The organism is Staphylococcus sp. HMSC069E10 (assembly GCF_001809205.1).
Taxonomy (GTDB): Bacteria; Bacillota; Bacilli; order Staphylococcales; family Staphylococcaceae; genus Staphylococcus; species Staphylococcus hominis.
Genome location: NZ_KV796468.1, coordinates 1 through 20,387, shown reverse-complemented (window position 1 = coordinate 20,387; position 20,387 = coordinate 1). Strand labels below are relative to the sequence as shown.

The 20,387-nt window shown below is 28.9% G+C and carries 22 protein-coding genes; 6 read left to right on the top strand and 16 right to left on the bottom strand.

The genetic code is table 11. From position 1 onward, the window contains the following. Positions 1-46 precede the first annotated feature (46 nt). The 4 genes from HMPREF2561_RS00870 to rpmG all read right to left on the bottom strand — a co-directional run bounded on the left by HMPREF2561_RS00870 (position 47) and on the right by rpmG (position 2,849). Complete coding sequence (locus HMPREF2561_RS00870; RefSeq protein WP_019835491.1) at positions 47-1,072, bottom strand: CAP domain-containing protein; 1,026 nt, start codon at positions 1,070-1,072, stop codon at positions 47-49. A 14-nt stretch (positions 1,073-1,086) separates the two neighbouring features. Further along, a complete protein-coding gene (guaC, locus tag HMPREF2561_RS00865) occupies positions 1,087-2,064 on the bottom strand; it encodes a GMP reductase (protein WP_017174662.1) in 978 nt (325 codons plus the stop codon). Positions 2,065-2,258: 194 nt separating this feature from the next. Continuing rightward, positions 2,259-2,528, bottom strand: coding sequence for a 30S ribosomal protein S14 (rpsN, locus tag HMPREF2561_RS00860; protein ID WP_049379229.1), 270 nt, complete (start codon positions 2,526-2,528; stop codon positions 2,259-2,261). Between the two features lie 171 nt (positions 2,529-2,699). Further along, positions 2,700-2,849, bottom strand: a complete 150-nt coding sequence (gene rpmG, locus HMPREF2561_RS00855) for a 50S ribosomal protein L33 (protein ID WP_001265708.1) — start codon at positions 2,847-2,849, stop codon at positions 2,700-2,702. 249 nt (positions 2,850-3,098) lie between these two features. Here rpmG and HMPREF2561_RS00850 point away from each other — a divergent pair, with 249 nt between their 5' ends. Together HMPREF2561_RS00850 and HMPREF2561_RS00845 are read left to right on the top strand one after the other, a co-directional pair. Beyond that, entirely contained in the window at positions 3,099-4,547 is a 1,449-nt protein-coding gene (locus HMPREF2561_RS00850; protein ID WP_049379230.1) for an amino acid permease, read from the top strand. A gap of 136 nt (positions 4,548-4,683) precedes the next feature. Further along, on the top strand, positions 4,684-4,998 hold the full coding sequence (locus tag HMPREF2561_RS00845; RefSeq protein WP_017174660.1) for a hypothetical protein: 315 nt from the start codon (positions 4,684-4,686) through the stop codon (positions 4,996-4,998). An 83-nt stretch (positions 4,999-5,081) separates the two neighbouring features. On the opposite strand, the gene HMPREF2561_RS00840 is transcribed toward HMPREF2561_RS00845, so the two are convergent. Genes HMPREF2561_RS00840 through HMPREF2561_RS00825 form a run of 4 tightly spaced genes read right to left on the bottom strand, consistent with a single transcriptional unit; the run spans position 5,082 to position 9,199 of the window. Next, the gene (locus HMPREF2561_RS00840; RefSeq protein WP_049379231.1) at positions 5,082-5,885 is read right to left on the bottom strand and encodes a Cof-type HAD-IIB family hydrolase; all 804 of its coding nucleotides are present in this window, start codon (positions 5,883-5,885) and stop codon (positions 5,082-5,084) included. 50 nt (positions 5,886-5,935) lie between these two features. Further along, positions 5,936-6,853 carry a homoserine kinase gene (gene thrB / locus HMPREF2561_RS00835; protein ID WP_017174658.1) on the bottom strand — a complete coding sequence of 306 codons (918 nt, stop codon included), beginning with the start codon at positions 6,851-6,853 and terminating at the stop codon, positions 5,936-5,938. Position 6,854: 1 nt separating this feature from the next. Next, positions 6,855-7,916: a threonine synthase gene (thrC, locus tag HMPREF2561_RS00830; RefSeq protein WP_017174657.1), complete on the bottom strand. Its 1,062-nt coding sequence runs from the start codon at positions 7,914-7,916 to the stop codon at positions 6,855-6,857. A gap of 5 nt (positions 7,917-7,921) precedes the next feature. After that, positions 7,922-9,199: a homoserine dehydrogenase gene (locus HMPREF2561_RS00825; RefSeq protein WP_017174656.1), complete on the bottom strand. Its 1,278-nt coding sequence runs from the start codon at positions 9,197-9,199 to the stop codon at positions 7,922-7,924. A gap of 199 nt (positions 9,200-9,398) precedes the next feature. Between HMPREF2561_RS00825 and HMPREF2561_RS00820 the strand changes: the two genes are divergently transcribed. Continuing rightward, the gene (locus HMPREF2561_RS00820) at positions 9,399-10,778 is read left to right on the top strand and encodes an aspartate kinase (protein ID WP_019835493.1); all 1,380 of its coding nucleotides are present in this window, start codon (positions 9,399-9,401) and stop codon (positions 10,776-10,778) included. 50 nt (positions 10,779-10,828) lie between these two features. Here the strand turns inward: HMPREF2561_RS00820 and HMPREF2561_RS00815 are convergent, their stop codons facing one another. Further along, positions 10,829-11,410 (bottom strand): hypothetical protein, encoded by a 582-nt coding sequence (locus HMPREF2561_RS00815; protein ID WP_049419846.1) that lies wholly within the window; start codon positions 11,408-11,410, stop codon positions 10,829-10,831. A gap of 318 nt (positions 11,411-11,728) precedes the next feature. On the opposite strand from HMPREF2561_RS00815, the gene HMPREF2561_RS00810 reads away from it, so the two are divergent. Continuing rightward, positions 11,729-12,586, top strand: coding sequence for a hypothetical protein (locus tag HMPREF2561_RS00810; RefSeq protein ID WP_017174653.1), 858 nt, complete (start codon positions 11,729-11,731; stop codon positions 12,584-12,586). Positions 12,587-12,637: 51 nt separating this feature from the next. Here HMPREF2561_RS00810 and HMPREF2561_RS00805 read toward each other — a convergent pair whose 3' ends face one another. After that, positions 12,638-13,183 carry a thermonuclease NucI gene (locus HMPREF2561_RS00805; RefSeq protein ID WP_070468245.1) on the bottom strand — a complete coding sequence of 182 codons (546 nt, stop codon included), beginning with the start codon at positions 13,181-13,183 and terminating at the stop codon, positions 12,638-12,640. A 168-nt stretch (positions 13,184-13,351) separates the two neighbouring features. Here HMPREF2561_RS00805 and HMPREF2561_RS00800 point away from each other — a divergent pair, with 168 nt between their 5' ends. Further along, positions 13,352-13,543 (top strand): hypothetical protein, encoded by a 192-nt coding sequence (locus HMPREF2561_RS00800; protein WP_017174651.1) that lies wholly within the window; start codon positions 13,352-13,354, stop codon positions 13,541-13,543. A gap of 105 nt (positions 13,544-13,648) precedes the next feature. On the opposite strand, the gene HMPREF2561_RS00795 is transcribed toward HMPREF2561_RS00800, so the two are convergent. The 6 genes from HMPREF2561_RS00795 to HMPREF2561_RS00770 all read right to left on the bottom strand — a co-directional run bounded on the left by HMPREF2561_RS00795 (position 13,649) and on the right by HMPREF2561_RS00770 (position 18,799). Beyond that, a complete protein-coding gene (locus HMPREF2561_RS00795; protein WP_049379233.1) occupies positions 13,649-14,251 on the bottom strand; it encodes a response regulator transcription factor in 603 nt (200 codons plus the stop codon). After that, the gene (locus tag HMPREF2561_RS00790; protein WP_049379234.1) at positions 14,248-15,342 is read right to left on the bottom strand and encodes a sensor histidine kinase; all 1,095 of its coding nucleotides are present in this window, start codon (positions 15,340-15,342) and stop codon (positions 14,248-14,250) included. The genes HMPREF2561_RS00795 and HMPREF2561_RS00790 overlap by 4 nt, the downstream gene beginning before the upstream one ends. Continuing rightward, entirely contained in the window at positions 15,343-16,077 is a 735-nt protein-coding gene (locus HMPREF2561_RS00785) for an ABC transporter permease (protein ID WP_049379235.1), read from the bottom strand. It lies immediately after the preceding gene. After that, positions 16,070-16,948, bottom strand: a complete 879-nt coding sequence (locus tag HMPREF2561_RS00780) for an ABC transporter ATP-binding protein (RefSeq protein WP_049379236.1) — start codon at positions 16,946-16,948, stop codon at positions 16,070-16,072. The genes HMPREF2561_RS00785 and HMPREF2561_RS00780 overlap by 8 nt, the downstream gene beginning before the upstream one ends. 142 nt (positions 16,949-17,090) lie before the next feature. Next, entirely contained in the window at positions 17,091-18,572 is a 1,482-nt protein-coding gene (gene cls / locus HMPREF2561_RS00775; RefSeq protein WP_049379237.1) for a cardiolipin synthase, read from the bottom strand. A gap of 32 nt (positions 18,573-18,604) precedes the next feature. Next, positions 18,605-18,799: a hypothetical protein gene (locus HMPREF2561_RS00770; RefSeq protein WP_049379238.1), complete on the bottom strand. Its 195-nt coding sequence runs from the start codon at positions 18,797-18,799 to the stop codon at positions 18,605-18,607. A gap of 224 nt (positions 18,800-19,023) precedes the next feature. On the opposite strand from HMPREF2561_RS00770, the gene HMPREF2561_RS00765 reads away from it, so the two are divergent. Continuing rightward, on the top strand, positions 19,024-20,049 hold the full coding sequence (locus tag HMPREF2561_RS00765; protein WP_049419845.1) for a threonine aldolase family protein: 1,026 nt from the start codon (positions 19,024-19,026) through the stop codon (positions 20,047-20,049). Positions 20,050-20,387 lie beyond the last annotated feature (338 nt).

Sequence of the window (20,387 nt, the reverse complement as noted above, 5' to 3'; positions counted from 1 at the left end):
ACTTCCTTGCAAAAAGAACATACCCCTATATATTATAAATCAAACATTATCCAGCATAGTTTTCTGTCCAAAATGGTTGTCGCTTATTATTAAAATCTACACCTACACCTAATGTATTAACGTGTGTATTTAAAATATTTTCCCGATGTCCTAGAGAATTCATAAGTCCTTCGTGAGCATAAATACTACTTTGTTGACCATAAGCTAAATTTTCAGCAGCAGCATTAAATTGTATACCATCACGTTTCATTCTATCGAAAGGTGAATGACCATTTAAATCAGTATGCTCAAAATAATTATTTTTAACCATATCTTCACTATGTTTTCTTGCAGTATTAGATATTTTTTTAGAGTAATCCAATGTATTTAATCCGTGTTGTTTTCTTTCTGCATTAACTAAATCAAAGTTTTGATATTCAAAGCTTTTTTCTAGCGTTGTAGAAGGTGCACCATATTGCTTTTGTAATCGGTTTTCCATCGATTCACTCACTTGCAACAACCCTGTTAAGTTATTTTTATTATGTTTATCGTAAAATGCAGTTGTATAAATGTGATCTTTATAAAAAACATCATATTCATCATTTTTTACAACAAAACGATTACGTCCTTTTGCAATTTTATCTACTGGCTTACCAAGACGTTGTTCAACCACTTTTTTAGGGGTATTATATTTAATTTTAGATTTAGAAGTTATAATGTTTTGATTACTAAATAAAGCATTAACTTTATTATTAATATAACTTACCATTAAAAAATTTTGATAATCATCATTATAATAAGTGTACCATTTTGTACCATATTCATTTGAAGTCACTCTTTTTGGTCGCCCTATCTTATTTTCTACTTCCTTTTGTGACATATTTAATTGAATATTATTAACTGCGAATTCTTGTTTTTTTGGAACTTTAAGCACATTATTTTTATAGCTTGTATCTTCATTTAATAAAACTTCTACTTTATCTCTTACATTATTTTGCAAATGAATAAAAAACTGGTTTTCTTCGATGGGTTTTATAATGATAAATAACAGAAATATTGCAGTAAATAAAAGGAATTTTTTAATAACATTCACCTACTAAATATATATTAATCTCTATCACCATTAAAAATTGAGTTTCTTACAATAACATAGTCAACAGTAGTTAGTGATTTTAAATCTTTGCCGCCAGCATAGGAAATTGAACTTTGAAGATCTTGTTGCATTTCAACTAAGGTATCTTTTAATGAACCTTTATGTTCCACAAACATTTTCTTCCCTTCAACATTCTTATGTTCTCCTTTTTGGAATTCGGAAGCACTACCAAAATATTCTTTATAACGTTTACCATCTAACTCAACTGTTTTGCCAGGAGATTCTTCATGCGCTGCAAATAATGAACCAATCATAACCATAGTGGCTCCAAAACGAATAGATTTCGCGATATCACCATGTGTTCTAATACCTCCATCAGCAATAATTGGTTTACGTGCAGCTTTACTACAAATGTTTAATGCAGCTAATTGCCATCCTCCTGTACCAAATCCAGTTTTAATTTTAGTAATACACACTCGTCCTGGTCCTATACCAACTTTAGTAGCATCTGCACCAGCATTTTCTAATTCTCTTACTCCCTCAGGCGTTCCTACATTACCAGCAATAACAAATGATTGAGGAATATGTTTTTTAATATGTTTAATCATATTAATAACCGAATTAGCATGACCATGGGCGATATCAATTGTAATATATTCAGGTATTAAATGCTCAGTTTTTAATTTTTCTATAAATTCAAATTCAGTTTCCTTTACACCCACTGAAATAGAAGCGAAAAGTCCTTTATTTTGCATTTTTTTTATAAAAGGTATGCGACCTGCTTCATCAAAACGATGCATAATATAAAAATAATCATTTTCTGCAAACCATTCAGCTAAAGATTCATTCATAACTGTTTGCATATTAGCAGGAACCACTGGCAACTTAAAAGTTTTAGGTCCAAATTGTACAGTTGTATCACATTCAGATCTACTATTAACAATACATTTATTTGGAATTAATTGAATATCTTCATAATCAAAAATTTTCATACTTTAAATTTCCCCTATACATTAAAAATTAAAAAGACACTGTAGACATAAATAAAATATCTGACGCTTTAAAAAATCATTTATAACGTAATCTAGAGCGAGAAATCACCTTTTCCTCGCTCTTATTATTTATATCCTTATATACTTTACAATTTTTTAAATACAATGTAAATGGACTAAAGTATTAGTTTCAGTTACCAACTAGATTTTTTCACACCAGGAATTTGACCTTTATGAGCATGTTCTCGAAATGCAATTCTAGACATTTCAAATTTTCTCATTACACCTCTTGGGCGTCCTGTAACTTTGCATCTTCTTGTTAAACGAGTTGGAGATGAATCTCTTGGCAATTTTTTTAATGCTTTATAATCTCCTGTTTCTTTCAGTTCTTTACGTAATTCATAATATTGATTTACTAATTTTTCTCTTTTTAATTCTTTAGCTATTTTAGATTTTTTAGCCATATAATATCTCCTTTTTACAAATCGTAATAATTACGTTTTATATCTTAACATACTTTTAAAAAATTACAAAGACAATTATTTTAAAATTAAAAGACTCACACATGTTATTCATCTTAAACATGTATGAGTCTATAATAGTTTATCTTTTTGTCGTATTTAAAAGATAAGGAATTATTTAGTTTCACGGTGTAGCGTGTATTTATTTAATCTTGGGCAATATTTTTTCATTTCAATACGCTCAGGGTTATTACGTTTATTTTTTGTTGTAATATAATTACGATCGCCACATTCAGTGCAAGCTAAAGTTACATTAACGCGCATCAATAACATCCTTTCTTGTTATATATAATTAGGAATTCTTACGATTTAAAATTCTATCATATCCTTTATTTTTACGCAATAAGTTTCTTTTAATTTAATCAGTTTCCTTCTACGTACCAAAAACTAATCGTTTTAAAAAATCAGAAAATTTAAAATTTTTAAAACAAATTATTCAAAAGTTATTGAATACTTGACCTAAAACGATTAAAATGATTTGTATATTTTAAATTTTAATTTAGGAGATATTATATGGAAGATAACAATATGAAACGCGGTCTTAAGTCAAGACACATATCTATGATTGCTATCGGAGGCGCAATAGGTACTGGACTTTTTGTTGCTACAGGTAGTGTCGTTTCTCAGGCAGGACCTGGAGGAGCTATCTTAGCTTATTTATTGATAGGAATCATGCTTTATTTTTTAATGTCGTCTATTGGAGAACTTGCTACATTTTATCCTGTATCTGGTTCGTTTAGTTCATATGCTACCCGTTTCATTGATCCGTCTATCGGTTTTACAATGGGATGGTTGTATTACATTCTATGGTCTTTAGTATCAAGCGTTGATGTAATGGTAGCTTCTAATGTTTTATTTTATTGGGATGTATTTAAAATTTTCAGTCCTCTGGTATGGAGTTTAATTTTTATAACGATTATATTCCTATTAAATATCTTTACTGTTAAAGCATTTGGCGAAACAGAGTTTTGGTTATCATTAATTAAAGTAATCACAATTATTGTATTTATTGTTGTTGGTATATTAATGATTTTTGGTATTCTTGGTGGACATACATATGGATTCGAGAATTATATCAAAGGTGAAGCACCTTTTGTAGGTGGTTTATCTGGTTTCTTAGCAGTATTACTTGTAGCAGGATTTTCTGTGGGTGGTACGGAAGTTGTAGCTGTCACTGCAGGTGAATCTGATAATCCTGAAAAAACTATGCCAAGAGCTGTTAAGCAAGTATTTTGGAGAATTTTATTGTTTTATGTTTTATCTATTGTCGTCATTGCAGCTATTATTCCTTATACTGATCCTTTATTATTAAATAAAAATCAATCGGTATCTCAAAGTCCATTTACTATAGTTTTCGATCGAATCGGTATAGCATTTGCAGCATCAATTATTAATGCTGTCATTCTTACATCGTTACTATCTGCAGCGAATTCTGGAATGTATACAACAAGTAGAATGCTTTTCTCTTTGAGTGATGAAAAGCAAGCACCAAAGTTTTTAAGTAAATTAAATAATAAAACGAAATTACCGATGCGTTCAATAGTCACTACTTACATTTTAGTAGTAGCAATTATTATTCTAGCTAATTTCTATGCTAATGCAGTATTTAGCTTGTTAAATATCATTGGCTCTTTAGTAATTATTGTATGGGCAATAAGTGCATGGGCTCAAATACGTTTACGTAGAGGGATTAAACGTCAAGGCAAAGATATTAACACATTATTGCCTTACAAATCACCACTTTTCCCTCTAGGCCCTATCATTGTGTTTGCTACATTAATTTTCTTATACCTTGGTAATTCTATCGGTGATCTATTTAATGGTAATATAGGCGATTTTTTTGTTAATATCATGCCTTTAATTGTCTTAGCAATTATCTTTATCGTGCATAAATTGATTCGTAAAACTAAATTTGTAAAATTAGATCACATGGATCTTACAACCCATCATTATCATGATTAATATCATCGTTTATTTAGGAGTAGAATTAAATACAATTCTACTCCCGTTTTTATTCCTAAACACAATATGTATATTTTCTAATAGTCGTTTATTTTGTATAATGAGTATAACGATAACGACTTAGAGGTGATTGAGTATGGTAGGTCAAACAAATTTATTTGATGACGTAATAAAGAGTGATGAACGTTTTGTTATTGTCGTACAATCTTTAGAAGAAAGAAATGGACAATTACTGAAACGTACATTGCGTGAGTATCCTAGTCTAACTCATGATCAAATGGAAAACTTATTTACACACTTAAAAGATGTATTTCGAGATGAGCCATTTCACGTTAACCAATCTGCATATACAATAACAGTATATACAAATTTAGATTATGCAGCTGATCAAGTATATGCTCATGTAAAAAGAAATAAAGGTAAACATGACTGGACACATACTGCTAAATAATTAGTTATGATAATAAAAAAGAGGAAGCGAAACATGATTCAATACGAATTCATTCCGCTTCCTTTTTAATTTATATAAATGTTTTATAGCAATTCTTTAAGCGCTACTGGTATACCATTAGAATCATTATCTAATGTAACTTTATCTGCAATTTTTTTTAATTCTTCACTCGCATTTCCCATTGCTACAGCATATCCTACAACTTTAAACATTGATTGGTCATTGAGGCTATCTCCAAAACAAATCACTTCTGATAATGAAATATTTAACTTTTCGCATAAAGCTTTAATTGCATTACCTTTAGAAACATCTTTAGCCATGAATTCCAGGAAGAAAGGTTTGCTCGTCGTCACATCAATATCAGAATTAAATGTTCCATTTAATTCGTTACGTGCTTTTGAAATATTTTCTTCATAATCAACGCCCATTGTTTTAGGTACATCAGACTGAATATATGCTTTAATATCATCCACTTGTTTCATAGGTAGACCAGTTAATTCTGATTCAATTTTACGATATTCATGTTCTGTATCAAAGATAATTTGTCCGTCTTGATACGTTAATGTTAAAAAGCCTTTTTTACGACAATAGTCTGTAATTTTATCAAAATGATCTTTAGTTACACTTTTACTTACTTCAATTTCTTCTGTTTTAGCGTTAATTGTTTTACCGCCATTATAACTAATGATATAGCTTTGATAATGATCTAACTTTAATTCTTTAGCTACTGTAATCATTCCTTCAGTTGGTCTTCCAGAAGCTAAAACAATTTTATATCCTTCTTCTTGTAGTTGAATTAAATAGTCTTTGGTTTCAGGACTAACTACATTATCACTTGTCATTAAAGTGTCATCCATATCCATAACAATCATTTTATAGTTACTCATTTCTTAGTTGCTCTCCTTTCATTTTTGCTCTTATCTATTTTACAATAATTTTATGAAGGATACACAACTTCTTCAATAACACCTACATTATTAATTGTTGCATGTTCAGAATCGCAAGTTGTTATTTCTGATTTTAATGTTCTAACAAGTTCTCCACTTTTTTCTTTACGACTCAATGTCAATATCGTTGGACCTGCTCCACTAATCACTGTAGCATAAGCATCATATTTTTGGGATAGTACTTTTACTTTTTCAAATTCAGGAATCAAGTGTTGACGATAAGGTTCATGAAAACCATCTTGTGTCATCATTTTTCCGGCAAGGTCATAATTATGTTGAATTAATGCACAAATCATTGTATTGCTAATCGCACTATTTTGAACTGCCTTCTCATGAGAATAATTATCTGGAAGTACCCTACGTGAGTCTTCTGTTTTGAGTTCATATGTTGGGATAGTAAGAATTACATCTACATCAGGTATATCAATATGTGCCACATTTGTCTCTTTGGTTTCAGGATTATAATATCCTGCGAGTAATCCACCATAAATTGTAGGTGCTACATTATCAGGGTGCCCTTCTATTTCAGTAGCTAGTTGTAGTAATTCATACTTAGATAATTGAATATTACCGAAGTAGTTAGCGATATATAATGCTCCAACTAAAGCGGATGCAGATGATCCTAACCCTCTTGCTAATGGAATTTCACTTCTCATCGACACTTTTAAATTAGGTAAAGTTACATTATATTTTTCAGCTACTTGTTGTGCAACTTTATAGACATAATTACTTTTATCTTTCGGTAATGAGTCTAACTCTTCATTTAAATATTTAAATTCCCAGTTACTGCCTTCCGCTTCCTCAACATATAGGTATAAATATTTATTAATTGCCATACCAATAGAATCAAATCCTACTCCTAAGTTAGCAGTTGATGCAGGTATTTTCAGGTGAAGTGATGGCTTCATATTAAAGTGTTCCTTTAATATAATTGATAATACTTTCTTTATTGTTTGGAAGCGGTTGAATTGGATTATCTAAAATTGAGATAGCAGTGTCTGGATCTTTTAGTCCATTACCAGTTAATATTGCTACTACTTTTTTACCTTTCGGCAATTTTCCAGCACGTTGTAATTTGATTAAACCAGCAATTGAAGCATTACTTGCTGGTTCACTAAATACACCTTCTTTAGATGTCATTAATTGATATGCTTCTAAAATTTCATCATCAGTCACACTATCAATGAGGCCATTTGATTCTTCTAACGCAACAGTTGCTTTTTTCCAACTTGCTGGATTACCGATACGGATTGCTGTAGCGATTGTTTCAGGATTTTTAATGACTTTATTTTGAACAATTGGTGAGGCTCCTTCTGCTTGGAAACCAAATAATTGAGGAAGTTGACTTCCTTTTTTCTCATGATACTCTTTAAAGCCTTTCCAATAAGCAGTAATGTTTCCTGCGTTTCCTACTGGGATTGCTAGAACATCTGGAGCTTCTTCTAATTGTTCGACAATTTCAAATGCACCTGTTTTTTGTCCTTCTATTCTAAATGGATTAACAGAATTTACTAATTCAATATCATCATCATTTTGTGCAATCTCTTTAACGATTTCTAATGCTTCATCGAAGTTACCTTCAATTGAGACAATTTCTGCACCATACATGACCGCTTGCGAAAGTTTACCTAAAGCAATCTTTCCTTCGGGAATCACTACAATTGCTTTTAAACCTGCACGTGCAGCATAAGCTGCTGCTGAGGCAGAAGTGTTTCCTGTTGAAGCACAAATCACCACTTTTTTACCTTGTTCTTTCGCTTTTGTTACAGCCATTACCATTCCTCTATCTTTAAAAGAACCAGTTGGATTAGCACCCTCATATTTAACATATAAATCAATATCTAGCATTTCTGATATATTAGCACAGTGAATCAGTGGTGTATGTCCTTCATTTAAAGTAAGTTTAGGTGTATCTTCATTCACCGGTAAATAATCTTTAAATTCTTCTACTAAACCTTGCCATCTTTTCATAATTATTAAACTCCTTCAACTGGATAAATTTTTTCAATGTTGTAATTTGCTTTACTAAGTAGTGATTCAGGTGATTGGTCTAATCCGATAACCACAACTCCATAAGAACTAGAATCACGTTGTTCTATTTGAAGTGATTTGTGGAATGGTAAATCTGATTTAAGTTGATCTTTAAGTTTATCAATTGATTCATCACTATGAATGACAACATAGTAATTTAATTTTTCTCCAATAGCAATTGCGTCACCATTATCCATTAATTCTCGAGTTTTATTTGTTTTTAATTCGAAATGAGGTGGAAGTGTATGTAAATTTGATTCAAAGAAGAGTGCTACATTTAATAAATCACTCACTACTGCACTACCAGTAGCTAAGCTACCTGCTCCTTTACCATAAAACATTGTATCCCCTACAGCATCTCCAATAACGTAAATTGCATTGTATTCATTTTCTACTGCTGCAAGCTGATGTGATTTATGTATTAAGGTTGGTTCAACGGATGCATTAACTTCTCTATGATGATATGTACTTTTACCAATCAATTTAATCTTATAACCTAATTTGTCAGCTACATTAATATCAGATAATGTTGTTTTACTGATACCTTTTACTTTCACATCATTTAACTTAATTACTTGGTTAAATGATAAATAAGACGTAATCACTACTTTTCTAGCTGCATCAATACCTTCTACATCATCAGTAGGATCTGCTTCAGCAAATCCTAATCTTTGTGCTTCAGCAAGTGCATCTTCAAATGAAGTTTGTTCTCTCGTCATTTTTGAAAGAATAAAATTTGACGTACCATTTAAAATTCCCATAAATTTAGAGATATTATTAGCATTTAACCCATTATTAATCGCGTTAACAATGGGAATACCACCTGCAACACTTGCTTCAAATTTTAAGGCTACGCCTTGTTGTTCTGCTAGATTCTCTAGTAATTCTAAATGCACAGCAAGTAGATCTTTGTTTGCTGTAATGACATGTTTTTTTCTTTTTAAAGATTCTCTTAACCAATCAACAGTTGGTTCAATTCCTCCCATTACTTCTATAACGATATCAATATCATCATCGTTTAAAATTTCATTAATGTCTTCTGTTAAATGATATTGACTAATATTAATAGGTCTTTTTTTAGTGGTATCTCTTACTAAAATATGTTTAATAACAATATCTTTATTTAGAGTATCTTTAATTTGTTGTCGATTTTCTTCAATAATTTTTACTACACCTGAGCCTACTGTTCCTAACCCTAGTAACGCGACGTTTAATTCCTTCATAATTTTTATCTTCCTCCCATTTGTATTATTGAGAAGTACAATTGTTTTATTGAAAAACACTTAAATTTATTATACTATTAAATCAAATTAATTGAATAGGACTTTTAAAAGAAAAAGTGAATATGTAGATATATATTATCATGTAGTATCAGGAAATTAAATAGAATTTTCTGATTTTTTAGAAAGGTTGGTAAATTTTATGAAAGTTGCTAAGTTTGGTGGAAGTTCAGTTTCAAATGCAACACAAATTAAAAAAGTCCTAAATATTGTCAATGATGACCCAGACAGAAAAATTATTATTGTATCTGCACCTGGTAAAAGACATAAGAATGATGTTAAAACGACTGACTTACTTATTCGTTTATATGAAAAAGTAATCAATCAATTGGATTATCAAGATAAAAAAAGAGAGATTATTCAACGTTATGCAGATATTTTAGAAGAATTACATATGGAGTCTACACTCTTAGAAACAATAGATGAAACACTTGAAACAATCATTAAACAATTAAACGATAAGCATGATCGTTTATACGATGCATTGTTATCATGTGGTGAGAATTTTAATGCTCAACTTATCGCTAAATACAACGATTCACAAGGCATTAAAACAACATATCTCTCACCAAAAGATGCTGGTATCTTAGTAACTGACTTACCACAACAAGCACAAATTTTAGAAGACGCTTATGATAAAATTTATAAATTAAGAGAAATTGAAGGAAAAATTATTATCCCAGGTTTCTTTGGTGTTTCTAAACATAACTATGTTGTTACATTTCCGAGAGGCGGTTCGGATATCACAGGTGCAATCATAGCGCGTGGGATTAAAGCATCATTATATGAGAATTTTACAGATGTCTCTGGTATTTTTAAGGCAAATCCAAATGTAATTGAAAATCCTGAACTTATTGAAGAAATTACATATAGAGAAATGCGTGAGTTATCATATGCCGGCTTTAGTGTATTTCACGATGAAGCATTACAGCCTTTATATAAACATAGAATACCCGTAGTCATAAAAAACACAAATCATCCAGAGGACAAAGGAACCTTTATTCGCCATGATCGTGAAGTCACAGATAAAAATCAAATTATTGGCATTAGTTGCGATAAAGATTTCACAGTTATAAATATTAAGAAATACTTAATGAATAGACAAATAGGTTTTACAAGAAGAATTTTAGAAATATTAGAAAACTATCATATCTCTTTCGATCATATGCCATCAGGTATTGATAATATTAGTATTATAATGCGTTCTAATCAAATTAAAAATAAAGAGAATGAAGTATTAAGTGCGATTAGAAAAAAATGTGATATTGATGAATTAAGCATTGACCATGACCTTGCCATCTTAATGATTGTCGGTGAAGGAATGACTCAATCTGTCGGAACTGCTAACAAAATCACACATGCTCTAGCAGAATCAAATATCAACCTAAAAATGATTAATCAGGGTGCTTCTGAAATTTCTATGATGTTTGGTATTTCAAGAGAAAATGCAGATAAAGCTGTGTTATCAACTTATGAGTATTGCTATCATGGTGTATGCTTAAAAAATTTATGTCCTAAATAACAATTACATAAAAAAATCTGAGACATCTATTTTGTCTCAGATTTTTTATATTAAACTTTTTGTGTAAGTGCTTTTTTAATTTTATGCTCTCCCACTACCATTTTTAAAATCACAAATTGATAATAGCTTAGAGCATCTAAAACTGACTTATAATTGGCTTCTGAATTGTTTTGTTGATAATCTAGTAAATCATACATTAATACGATTTCAGGTTTGATATAATCGACATCCCAGGTTAATGAATGAAAATAAATACTATTTTTAGGTAATCGGATATTACTGTTTAGTCTAAATATCCATTCCTCATTTATAACATCATAAATAAAAATACTTAAAATAACTTTATCATTATTAACAACGTTTATATGAGAAATAGATGGAATATCTAAATTATCTTTATCCATGTTATGATTGGACGTATCATAATATTTAAATGTATAACTTGAAGGAATAACTTTTAAAACCTCTACTATTCGTTTTCTTTCTACACAAATATCGACTTTCGAAGGTAATTCAAAAAGTTCATTTAAAAATAGTTGAATAGCAACTTCACCGTGAAATTTGAATGCTGTACGGCATTGATTTTTTAATATTCCAACTAGTTCTTCTACATGATTTTGGTGATGAGACATACAACTGTCCTCCTTAAAGGAAACGCTTTCATAAGTTAATTATACAGACACAATTTAATGTTTTCAATTTTTAATTTGTGAAAAATTTGTAAATCTTCTAACTCTTCTTTAGGGTGTGAGATATAATTTTACACAATTTTATATTTATAATAATGAATAAATTATATCCTGTTATTATGTTCTTTTTCAACTTAAATTATCATTTTTTGTTTATTGAACAATAAATATATTTTGTTTATAATTAATTATTGATTTCTATAGAAAATTAATTTAATCATTAATCTTCTAATTTACAAATATTAAATAGGAGGTGAGCATATGACACATACGATTATTCTAATTATTATTATTGTTATTCTTATACTTGCATTTGTACTCAATCAAAGATACATGCAAGATAGAATAGATACTGAAGTTTACGCTAAAAATCAAATGGTCTCTAAAAATTCTTTACTCAGTAAAGAAAATTTAGAACTTAAAAATAAAATATTAAGTTCTAATAACGAGATTAGTCCTCATTCCAAACGTAATGCTAAACGTGAATTACAAGATATCTTAGACCGTTTTAAAGCTTTAGGAAAATTAAAATATTATAATATTATTACGACTAGTAATTTAGCTACTAAACATCCACTGTTTGAGTATGCAAGAACATTTGACTATATAGTTGTGTCTGACGTAGGTCTTATTAATATTGACGTTAAAAGTTGGAAACAAAAAACATTTTATCATTTTGATTTACCTACTTCTGATCACTTAGAGGGTGATAATCAAAGTGTAGAACAAATTGTAGGGCATTATATTAGTAAACAATATCATAGTCAATTTGATTCAAATCGTAATGAAATATATACTTTTATTGAAAAAATTCAAAACAATCGAGTTATCTATGAGTTTTATCAACATGACCCTTATGAACAAGCCGCTATTAACGCAAAAATCTTAAAAGATGGCATTGAAAAATATTTTAATCATAAAGTTCAAAGTATTGGTGTCATTTATTTTAGTGATGGTAGTGTTAATATAATTGAAGGTGCTGAAGAAAGAGAAAAATATATTGATACAGTATCCACTAAATCTTCTTTAGAATCTGTTATTAATAATGCTATTGAATTATCTAAACACCCTCTATCTGAAACTCAAGTTAATACTATTGTTGAAAACTTTCATAACTAAAAAATGAGTATGGGAGAACATTCGTCAAGAATGTTCTCCCATACTCATTTTTTAACTCCAAAGATTCACTTTATCTTTTTTAGCTTGCTGTTCATCTTTTTCAAATGTACTTCTATATTTACCATTAGGTGAGAAGTATTTTTCACGAGCTAATCCTTTTTTAACTAATTCTTCGTTATACATTGTTTTTTCATCTAACCATACATAGGCTAATGTACGACCATAACGGTATTCTTTTTCCTTATCATATTCTAAATACACATCTTTATTATTTAAATGTTGTTTGCTGTAATTAGAAGCTTCTTTTCCATAAGGTTGAACTGGTGTGTTAGGTTTAACCGTTTCTGGTGTATCAACACCAATTAAACGTACCTTAATTTGCTCACCATTTGATTTCTTAGCCACAAATGTGTCTCCATCTACAACCCGATTAACGTGGACTTTTTCTTTTCCTTTAAGTTCTGTCTGTGTTGAATTAGATGAAGAATGTTGACTATCGTCTTTAAATGGCCCTGTATGATTTAAAAATTGAAATGCTAATACGCCAATAACAATGATAGCAAGAACAATTATTGTTAAATTTTTCTTTGAATTCATAGGTGCCTCCTATATTATATTTTTAATACTCAAATATAATATATAATATGTATTTAATAATCAATCAATACTTTCGACCTAAAAAGTCTACCTATATTGAATTTATTTTCAAAAAATGATTAATTGATATTCAACATGATATAATTATACATGTTAGGAGTGAAATACATGAGCGAACGTAATGAAAATTTAGTCACGATGATTGCTGTCGTAATTGCTATTATCGTTGGCGTTATTTTACAAATCGTTTATAAACTGCCTATTATTGTTTCGGTTGTTATAGCAGTATTGTTAGGCATTTTAGTTGGATTTATTGTTTATATTATTCAAAGTATTATACGTAAACGAAAAGGTAAATAAGGGAGTATCATACAATGTCACTCTCAATAAAAGATTGAATTGAAAACATTAAATATCATTCAATTCAGTCTTTTTTATACATTCTTTAAATATTTTTCTTACTTTTTATATCCAGCCTTTTTCCTTTGCTTTCTTCCAAGCATTAAATCGATTCTCTGCATTTAATTTATCAATTATATTAGACGTATAATTTCTCACTGTCCCATCTGAAAGATAAAGTTTTTCTGCAATGTCTTTACTACTTAAATTATCTCCAATTTCACGTAATACCACTTGTTCTTTATGTGTTAAGGGATTAGATTCTTTGAATAAAGTAGTCATTAATGAAGTACTATATTCCTTTTCACCATTCATGACATGTTTAATAGTTTGTATTAAATCTTCTACGGAACGTTCTTTTAATACATAAGCATCTACTTCATTTGCCACAGCTTTTTCAAAATAACCTGGTCTTTTAAATGTAGTTACAATTATTACTTTAGTATCAATTTTAAATTCTCTTATTTTAGATAATACTTCTAAACCTGTTAGCCCTGGCATTTCGATATCTAAAATTGCAATATCTGGATGATATTTTTCAATAAACTCAAATGCGTCACCCCCATTATTACAATCATTAACTACTTTCATTTGCTCGTTAAATTCAATCAGTTGAACCATCGCTTTTCTCAACATATATTGATCTTCAGCTATTATAATGCTAATCATTTAATATCCTCTCTTGGTATCATAATACGTATATGCATACCATTTTTAGATTTAATTTCTAATTTTCCTTTAAGAAGTTGAACTCTATTTTCTATACTTTTTAATTTAAAGTCTTCAGTGGTGTTACAACCTTTTCCATTATCTTGAATAATTAGGTATAGATTATTATCTTCTTGTATCATTTCACAATAAATCTTACTAGCCTTTGCATGTTTAATGACATTATTGATTGCTTCTCTCAAAATCATTGATATTATCGATTGCTTTGTTGGAGTTAAAACATTTACCTTTCTTATATTTTTTAATTCAAATTGAATGTTTGCATCTTTTAAAACATTTTTTATGGATTGAACTTCCTCTTCAAAACTTTGAGATTTTAAATTTTCAATAATATTTCTTACCTTAATTAAGGTATCTTTAGATATCTGATTAATCGCCAATATTTCATTTTTAGCTTTTTCTTGATCTTTATCAATCAACTTATATGCCAATTCTGATTTTAAACTAAGACTTACAAATACATGACCTAGTGTATCATGTAAATCTTGCCCTATACGTTGACGTTCTTGTTCTGCAATTAATGTATTAATATACTTATTTTTCTCTTCTATTTCTTTTTTTAATGCTTCATCTTTTTTAGTTTTAAAATTTCCTAAAGTAATAATTAAAATAACTAAATAAAAGATAACTAATACAGTTATATATTGTATTTGATAAATACTTGTAATTATAAGACATAAAAATATTGCAATTATAAATGTGATAAATTCTTTTGACTTAATTGTTACTTCAAACATAAAAGGTAATGCAAATGCGCTAAAGAAAAAGAATAAGCTATTCATTGGATTAATTGCATAAACAAAATATATAATTCCTACATAATGAACCACTAATAGGCTATATATTACGTTATTGTTAAATCGATAATAATATATTACTAACATAAGATATGACACAATAAAAATAGCTAAAACAATTAAATATACAGTTTGAGAACCTCGTTTTTCATTAAAGATACTTATAATTGGAAATAACAAATATATAAGTGTTGATAGCTCTCCTAATCTAACGTTCCATTTTCTTTTTTTCATCTAACTCACTTCTTTTCTGTGATTGATCCACACTGTAATAATTAAAAATAGTATACTATATACAATTAAAATAAATAATGAAGTAATATTTAAACCTTGATTTTTAGCTAACTCTAATGCAAAATTTTTCAAATGATATGTTGGAGTAATTTTCGAAATTTTTTGTAACCAAATTGGGAATGTTTGAACTGGAAACCATAATCCTCCTAATATCGCTAACAACATATTAATTATGTTTGCTATACTATTTGCCTTTTGAGTCTCATTAAATTGAGCGATTACTAATCCTAAGGTTAAAAATAAACTTGCACCTACCCATAATGAAACACCTGAAAACAACCATTGTTGTATACTCATATTTACGTGTTTATATAGATGAGCAACAGTAAAAATCAAAATAATAGCCAATAAAAATAACAATATTGTTTTTATCATTTTAGTAGTAAAATAGGTTTTACTAGATAAAGGCGTTACCATTAATCGTTTAAACCAACCTATGTTTCTTTCTTCAATAATCTCTATAGGAAATTGCATTAAACAAAAACTCATCAAGCTAAATACTGTCATACTATACATATATTCTTTATAGAACTGCTGTTTCGCCTCTTCTGGTAAGTCTAGTAAAGAAGTAAATAATAAATAAAAACCTACCGGTAATATGATTGATAAGAATGTTGTTAGTTTCTTTCGAAAAATAATTTTAAATTCTGTTTTTAATAAAGCGATATTATTCATTTTTAGTCCCTCCCCCTTTTACATCAGCAAATAAAATTGTTTCTAACAATGTTTGCTTTTCAATAGTCATGTCATTTAAATTTATATTTAATTTTTCCAAATAATATATTACTTTCTTAACATCAGATGTTTTAATTTTTAAAATAGTATCTTCAATTTTTACATCAAAATAATTTGTTAAATTCTGTAAATTATTGTCTACTGTATTTGGTACTTTAATTATTGAATATTGTTGGTTGGTTAATATATTTCTAGGTGAATCATTTAACTTAATAATGCCTTGATCAAGAAATATAACTTTATCTGCCATTCGTTCTACTTCTTCAATATAATGAGAAGTATAAAAAATAGATACATTTTCTTTTTTTAATTTCCCTATCATTGTCCAGAAATGTTCTCGCATTTCAACATCCATAGCTGCAGTAGGTTCATCTAAAATGAGAAGCTTTGGTTTTCCTATTAAACATAACCCAAAATCTAATATTCGTTGTTGTCCACCAGATAAGTGATTTGCATACAGATTCAATTGGCTATCATTCAATTTTGTAATTTTTTTAAATTCATCTATCGAAATTGCATCCTTGTATAGTTGACAAAATAATTTATATAATTCTTTTACTTTTATTAATCTAGGAAAAGACGTTTTTTGAAATAATACACCAATATGATTTAAATTTAATAAATGATCTATATCTATAATTTCTCCCGTTTCTGCTTTCAAATGATTAATTAAAATATTAATTAAAGTTGATTTTCCGGCTCCATTTTTTCCTATTAATGCAGTACTCATACCCTTTTCTATATTTAGTGATATATTTTTCAATACTGTTTTTCCATTATATTTTTTGGATAAATGTCGAATTTGAATCATAATTCATCACTTCCTTTTGTTAATATAAATAATTTATCAACAAACAAGTTATAATTTCAGATAAAAATGTCACTATTTTCAAATGACATTTGTCACATTAATAAAACCGACAAAGCACAATGCTTTGTCGGTTTTATTATTTTTACAAGATTGGTGATAATAATTTGGCAATATCTTCTTTGAATTTAATTGATAATGGTCGTTTTTTATATTTCTCAAGTGTAAGTTGTTTAGATTTTTTTATATCTTCTTTATACGCCTCTTTTAACTTCTTAGCTAATTGTTCATCATATACGAATGCATTAACTTCAAAGTTCAATACAAAGCTTCTGTAGTCCATATTAGATGAACCTACACTACTGACTTCATCATCAATCATTAACATTTTAGAATGTATAAATCCATTTTGATACGTATACACTTTTACTCCATATTCAAGCAATTCAGCAACATTTGAAAATGTAGACCAGTAGACAAATGGATGATCCGGTTTACATGGAATCATTATGTTAACATCAACACCAGTATTTGCTGCCATTTTCAATGCATTAATGTAAGATCGATCTGGTATAAAGTAAGGTGTTTGAATATAAATAGATTTTTTCGCACTCATAATCATTTTGGTATATCCAAACTCAATTTGGTGTAATTCATATGCAGGTCCACTTGAACCAATTTGAATGGCTGAATGACCATCCTGTACTTTCTTTTTAGGAAAATACTTATCATCATATTCAAATTGTGGACGATGTGCTTGAGAGTTCCAATCAAGAATAAACCTAATTTGAAGTGCATTTACAACATCACCTTGTACTCTTAAATGCGTATCTCTCCAGTATCCTAGTTTACCTAAACCTAAATAATCGTCACCTACATTAAATCCACCAATATACCCGATTTGACCATCAATAACAATAATCTTACGATGGTTACGATTATTCATTCTAAAGTTAATAATTGGTAGTTTAGATGCAAAAAATGCTCCTACCTCTCCACCTAATGATTCAAAATGTTTAAATTTGTGACGTTTTAAATTTTTTGAACCCACATCATCGTAAAGTAATTTAACTTCTAAACCTTCTTTTAACTTTGTTTCTAGGGCATCGATAATTCGTTTTCCTAGACCATCGATTTCAAATCCAAAGTACTCTAAATGTATGTAATCTTTCGCATTATAAATATCTTCGAGTACTTTGTCATATAATTCATGACCATCAATAAATAAATCAATTTTATTGTCTTCAGTAATAAAAGCATCTTGTTTCTTTAATAGCATTCTTGCCATATCTTGATGATTTTGTAGCTGCTTATTTTCTGTATGATAGTTGTGATGATCAATTTTATGAGCTTGTTCATCAATCAAATCTTTATAAACATCTAGCTCTTTACCATTATTTTTCTCCATTTTTCTTTTTGAAACAGTTCTACCGAAAAATAGATAAAGAATAAATCCAAGCACTGGTAATACAAATAATACAAATATCCAGGCCCATGTTGAAGATGCACTACGTCTGTTACGCTCTAAAAAAATTAAAATAAAAGCCAACACTAAATTGCCTAAAAATCCAAGCACTAAAATTATATTCAATATTGTGCCAATTTTAGGGCCAAAAAGACTTATCATAATTCTAAACTCCTACTTCTCAAATTCAACTTTTATTTATCGGCTAATATTAAAAAGGCACTTAATATTTCTTCATTGTTAGGAAATTGGCGTTCTTCAATTTTATCAATTGAAACATTTAATAATTCATAGCGACGACCTTCTTCACTTGCTAAATATTGATTAATTTCATTTTCCAATTCTACAATTGTTTGTTCTTGAATTCTTTTAAATTTTACTTTACTCATTTATAACACTCCATTTCATATATTTGTTTAAATCATAGTCTTTTTACATGTGTTTATCAACTAAATTGCAATGATAATAGGACGTCTTTTAAAAGCGTTTACATATTTATTTTTATTCTCTTAAATTCACATTACTAAAAAGGTAGTGTATACTAAATACATTCTATTCAAATTTTCAGAATAATCAGTTTAGAATAAGCATAAGGAAGTTAGGGAGGAATTCGATGATATCTTTTGAAAATGACTACCTAGAAGGTGCACATCCAAAAGTTTTACAACGTTTTATTGATACAAATTATATTCAAGCTTCGGGTTATGGGGATGACCAATTTTCAAAACAAGCCGCTGATCAAATTCGAAAAACGATTCAATGTCCTGAAGCCACTGTTCGCTTTTTAATTGGTGGTACACAAACAAATCAAGTTGTTATTAATACTGTATTAGAGCCATATGAAGGGGTTATTTCAGCAGATACAGGTCATGTGGCAGTACATGAAGGGGGCGCTATAGAATTTAGTGGTCATAAAGTATTAGCAGTACCATCTCATGAAGGTAAGATTTCACCTAAAGAAGTAAATACCTATCTTGAAACTTTTTATAATGATTTCAAACGTGAACATATGGTATTTCCTGGTATGGTGTATATTTCTCATCCTACTGAATATGGAACGCTTTATAGTAAAGAAGAACTTAGGAATTTATCAGAAGTCTGTAAGGAACATCATATTCCATTATTTATGGATGGCGCCCGATTAGGTTATGGTTTGATGAGTAATGAAACAGATGTCACAATTGAAGATATTGCTAATTACTGTGATATTTTTTATATTGGTGGTACAAAGATTGGTGCACTATGTGGTGAAGCGATTGTATTTACAAACAATAATGAACCTAAACACTTCACTACACGTATTAAACAGCATGGTGCCCTACTAGCTAAGGGGCGTTTAGTTGGTATTCAATTTTTAGAATTATTTACTAATAACTTGTATTTTGATATTAGTCGACATGCTATTAATATGGCGAATAAAATGAAGCAAGGATTTATCAATAAAGGATATAAAGTGTATTTTGATTCTCCTACTAATCAACAGTTTTTCGTATTAAATGATGATAAGATTAAAGATCTTCAGAGTAAAGTGAAATTTACAATTTGGGAAAAATACGATGATACACATCGCGTTGTTAGATTCGCAACAAGTTGGGCCACAACTGAGGAAAATGTTGACAAACTTTTAGAATTAATTTAATTATAAACTTATTTAATATAGACCTTAAGGTGACATACTTCGGGTCTATATTTTTATGTTTACATAATATTTTTATAATTCATATAGGTTTTATTGATATATTTAATAAAAATAGGAGCTATATATTATGAAAAAATATTTAGTGGTAGATGAACATGAAAAAACAAAAAAAGCTAAACAATCTATGATTAAACTAGAAAATTTCGAGAAGTATATAAAGAATGTTTTTTAACTTTAGTTGCCCAATAGTTGCCCGGTTTCTCAAAATCGCTCTAATTTTTATGATTTAGTTGCCAAGTTTTCAAACAAAAAAGAGTCCGGGACATAAAGTATCTAGA

What these genes read in the sequence shown, in the direction of transcription:
- guaC (WP_017174662.1), bottom strand. Translation starts at nt 2,064, where the DNA reads ATGAAAATTTTTGATTATGAAGATATTCAATTAATTCCAAATAAATGT.
- rpsN (WP_049379229.1), bottom strand. Translation starts at nt 2,528, where the DNA reads ATGGCTAAAAAATCTAAAATAGCTAAAGAATTAAAAAGAGAAAAATTA.
- rpmG (WP_001265708.1), bottom strand. Translation starts at nt 2,849, where the DNA reads ATGCGCGTTAATGTAACTTTAGCTTGCACTGAATGTGGCGATCGTAAT.
- HMPREF2561_RS00850 (WP_049379230.1), top strand. Translation starts at nt 3,099, where the DNA reads ATGGAAGATAACAATATGAAACGCGGTCTTAAGTCAAGACACATATCT.
- HMPREF2561_RS00845 (WP_017174660.1), top strand. Translation starts at nt 4,684, where the DNA reads ATGGTAGGTCAAACAAATTTATTTGATGACGTAATAAAGAGTGATGAA.
- HMPREF2561_RS00840 (WP_049379231.1), bottom strand. Translation starts at nt 5,885, where the DNA reads ATGAGTAACTATAAAATGATTGTTATGGATATGGATGACACTTTAATG.
- thrB (WP_017174658.1), bottom strand. Translation starts at nt 6,853, where the DNA reads ATGAAGCCATCACTTCACCTGAAAATACCTGCATCAACTGCTAACTTA.
- thrC (WP_017174657.1), bottom strand. Translation starts at nt 7,916, where the DNA reads ATGAAAAGATGGCAAGGTTTAGTAGAAGAATTTAAAGATTATTTACCG.
- HMPREF2561_RS00825 (WP_017174656.1), bottom strand. Translation starts at nt 9,199, where the DNA reads ATGAAGGAATTAAACGTCGCGTTACTAGGGTTAGGAACAGTAGGCTCA.
- HMPREF2561_RS00820 (WP_019835493.1), top strand. Translation starts at nt 9,399, where the DNA reads ATGAAAGTTGCTAAGTTTGGTGGAAGTTCAGTTTCAAATGCAACACAA.
- HMPREF2561_RS00815 (WP_049419846.1), bottom strand. Translation starts at nt 11,410, where the DNA reads ATGTCTCATCACCAAAATCATGTAGAAGAACTAGTTGGAATATTAAAA.
- HMPREF2561_RS00810 (WP_017174653.1), top strand. Translation starts at nt 11,729, where the DNA reads ATGACACATACGATTATTCTAATTATTATTATTGTTATTCTTATACTT.
- HMPREF2561_RS00805 (WP_070468245.1), bottom strand. Translation starts at nt 13,183, where the DNA reads ATGAATTCAAAGAAAAATTTAACAATAATTGTTCTTGCTATCATTGTT.
- HMPREF2561_RS00800 (WP_017174651.1), top strand. Translation starts at nt 13,352, where the DNA reads ATGAGCGAACGTAATGAAAATTTAGTCACGATGATTGCTGTCGTAATT.
- HMPREF2561_RS00795 (WP_049379233.1), bottom strand. Translation starts at nt 14,251, where the DNA reads ATGATTAGCATTATAATAGCTGAAGATCAATATATGTTGAGAAAAGCG.
- HMPREF2561_RS00790 (WP_049379234.1), bottom strand. Translation starts at nt 15,342, where the DNA reads ATGAAAAAAAGAAAATGGAACGTTAGATTAGGAGAGCTATCAACACTT.
- HMPREF2561_RS00785 (WP_049379235.1), bottom strand. Translation starts at nt 16,077, where the DNA reads ATGAATAATATCGCTTTATTAAAAACAGAATTTAAAATTATTTTTCGA.
- HMPREF2561_RS00780 (WP_049379236.1), bottom strand. Translation starts at nt 16,948, where the DNA reads ATGATTCAAATTCGACATTTATCCAAAAAATATAATGGAAAAACAGTA.
- cls (WP_049379237.1), bottom strand. Translation starts at nt 18,572, where the DNA reads ATGATAAGTCTTTTTGGCCCTAAAATTGGCACAATATTGAATATAATT.
- HMPREF2561_RS00770 (WP_049379238.1), bottom strand. Translation starts at nt 18,799, where the DNA reads ATGAGTAAAGTAAAATTTAAAAGAATTCAAGAACAAACAATTGTAGAA.
- HMPREF2561_RS00765 (WP_049419845.1), top strand. Translation starts at nt 19,024, where the DNA reads ATGATATCTTTTGAAAATGACTACCTAGAAGGTGCACATCCAAAAGTT.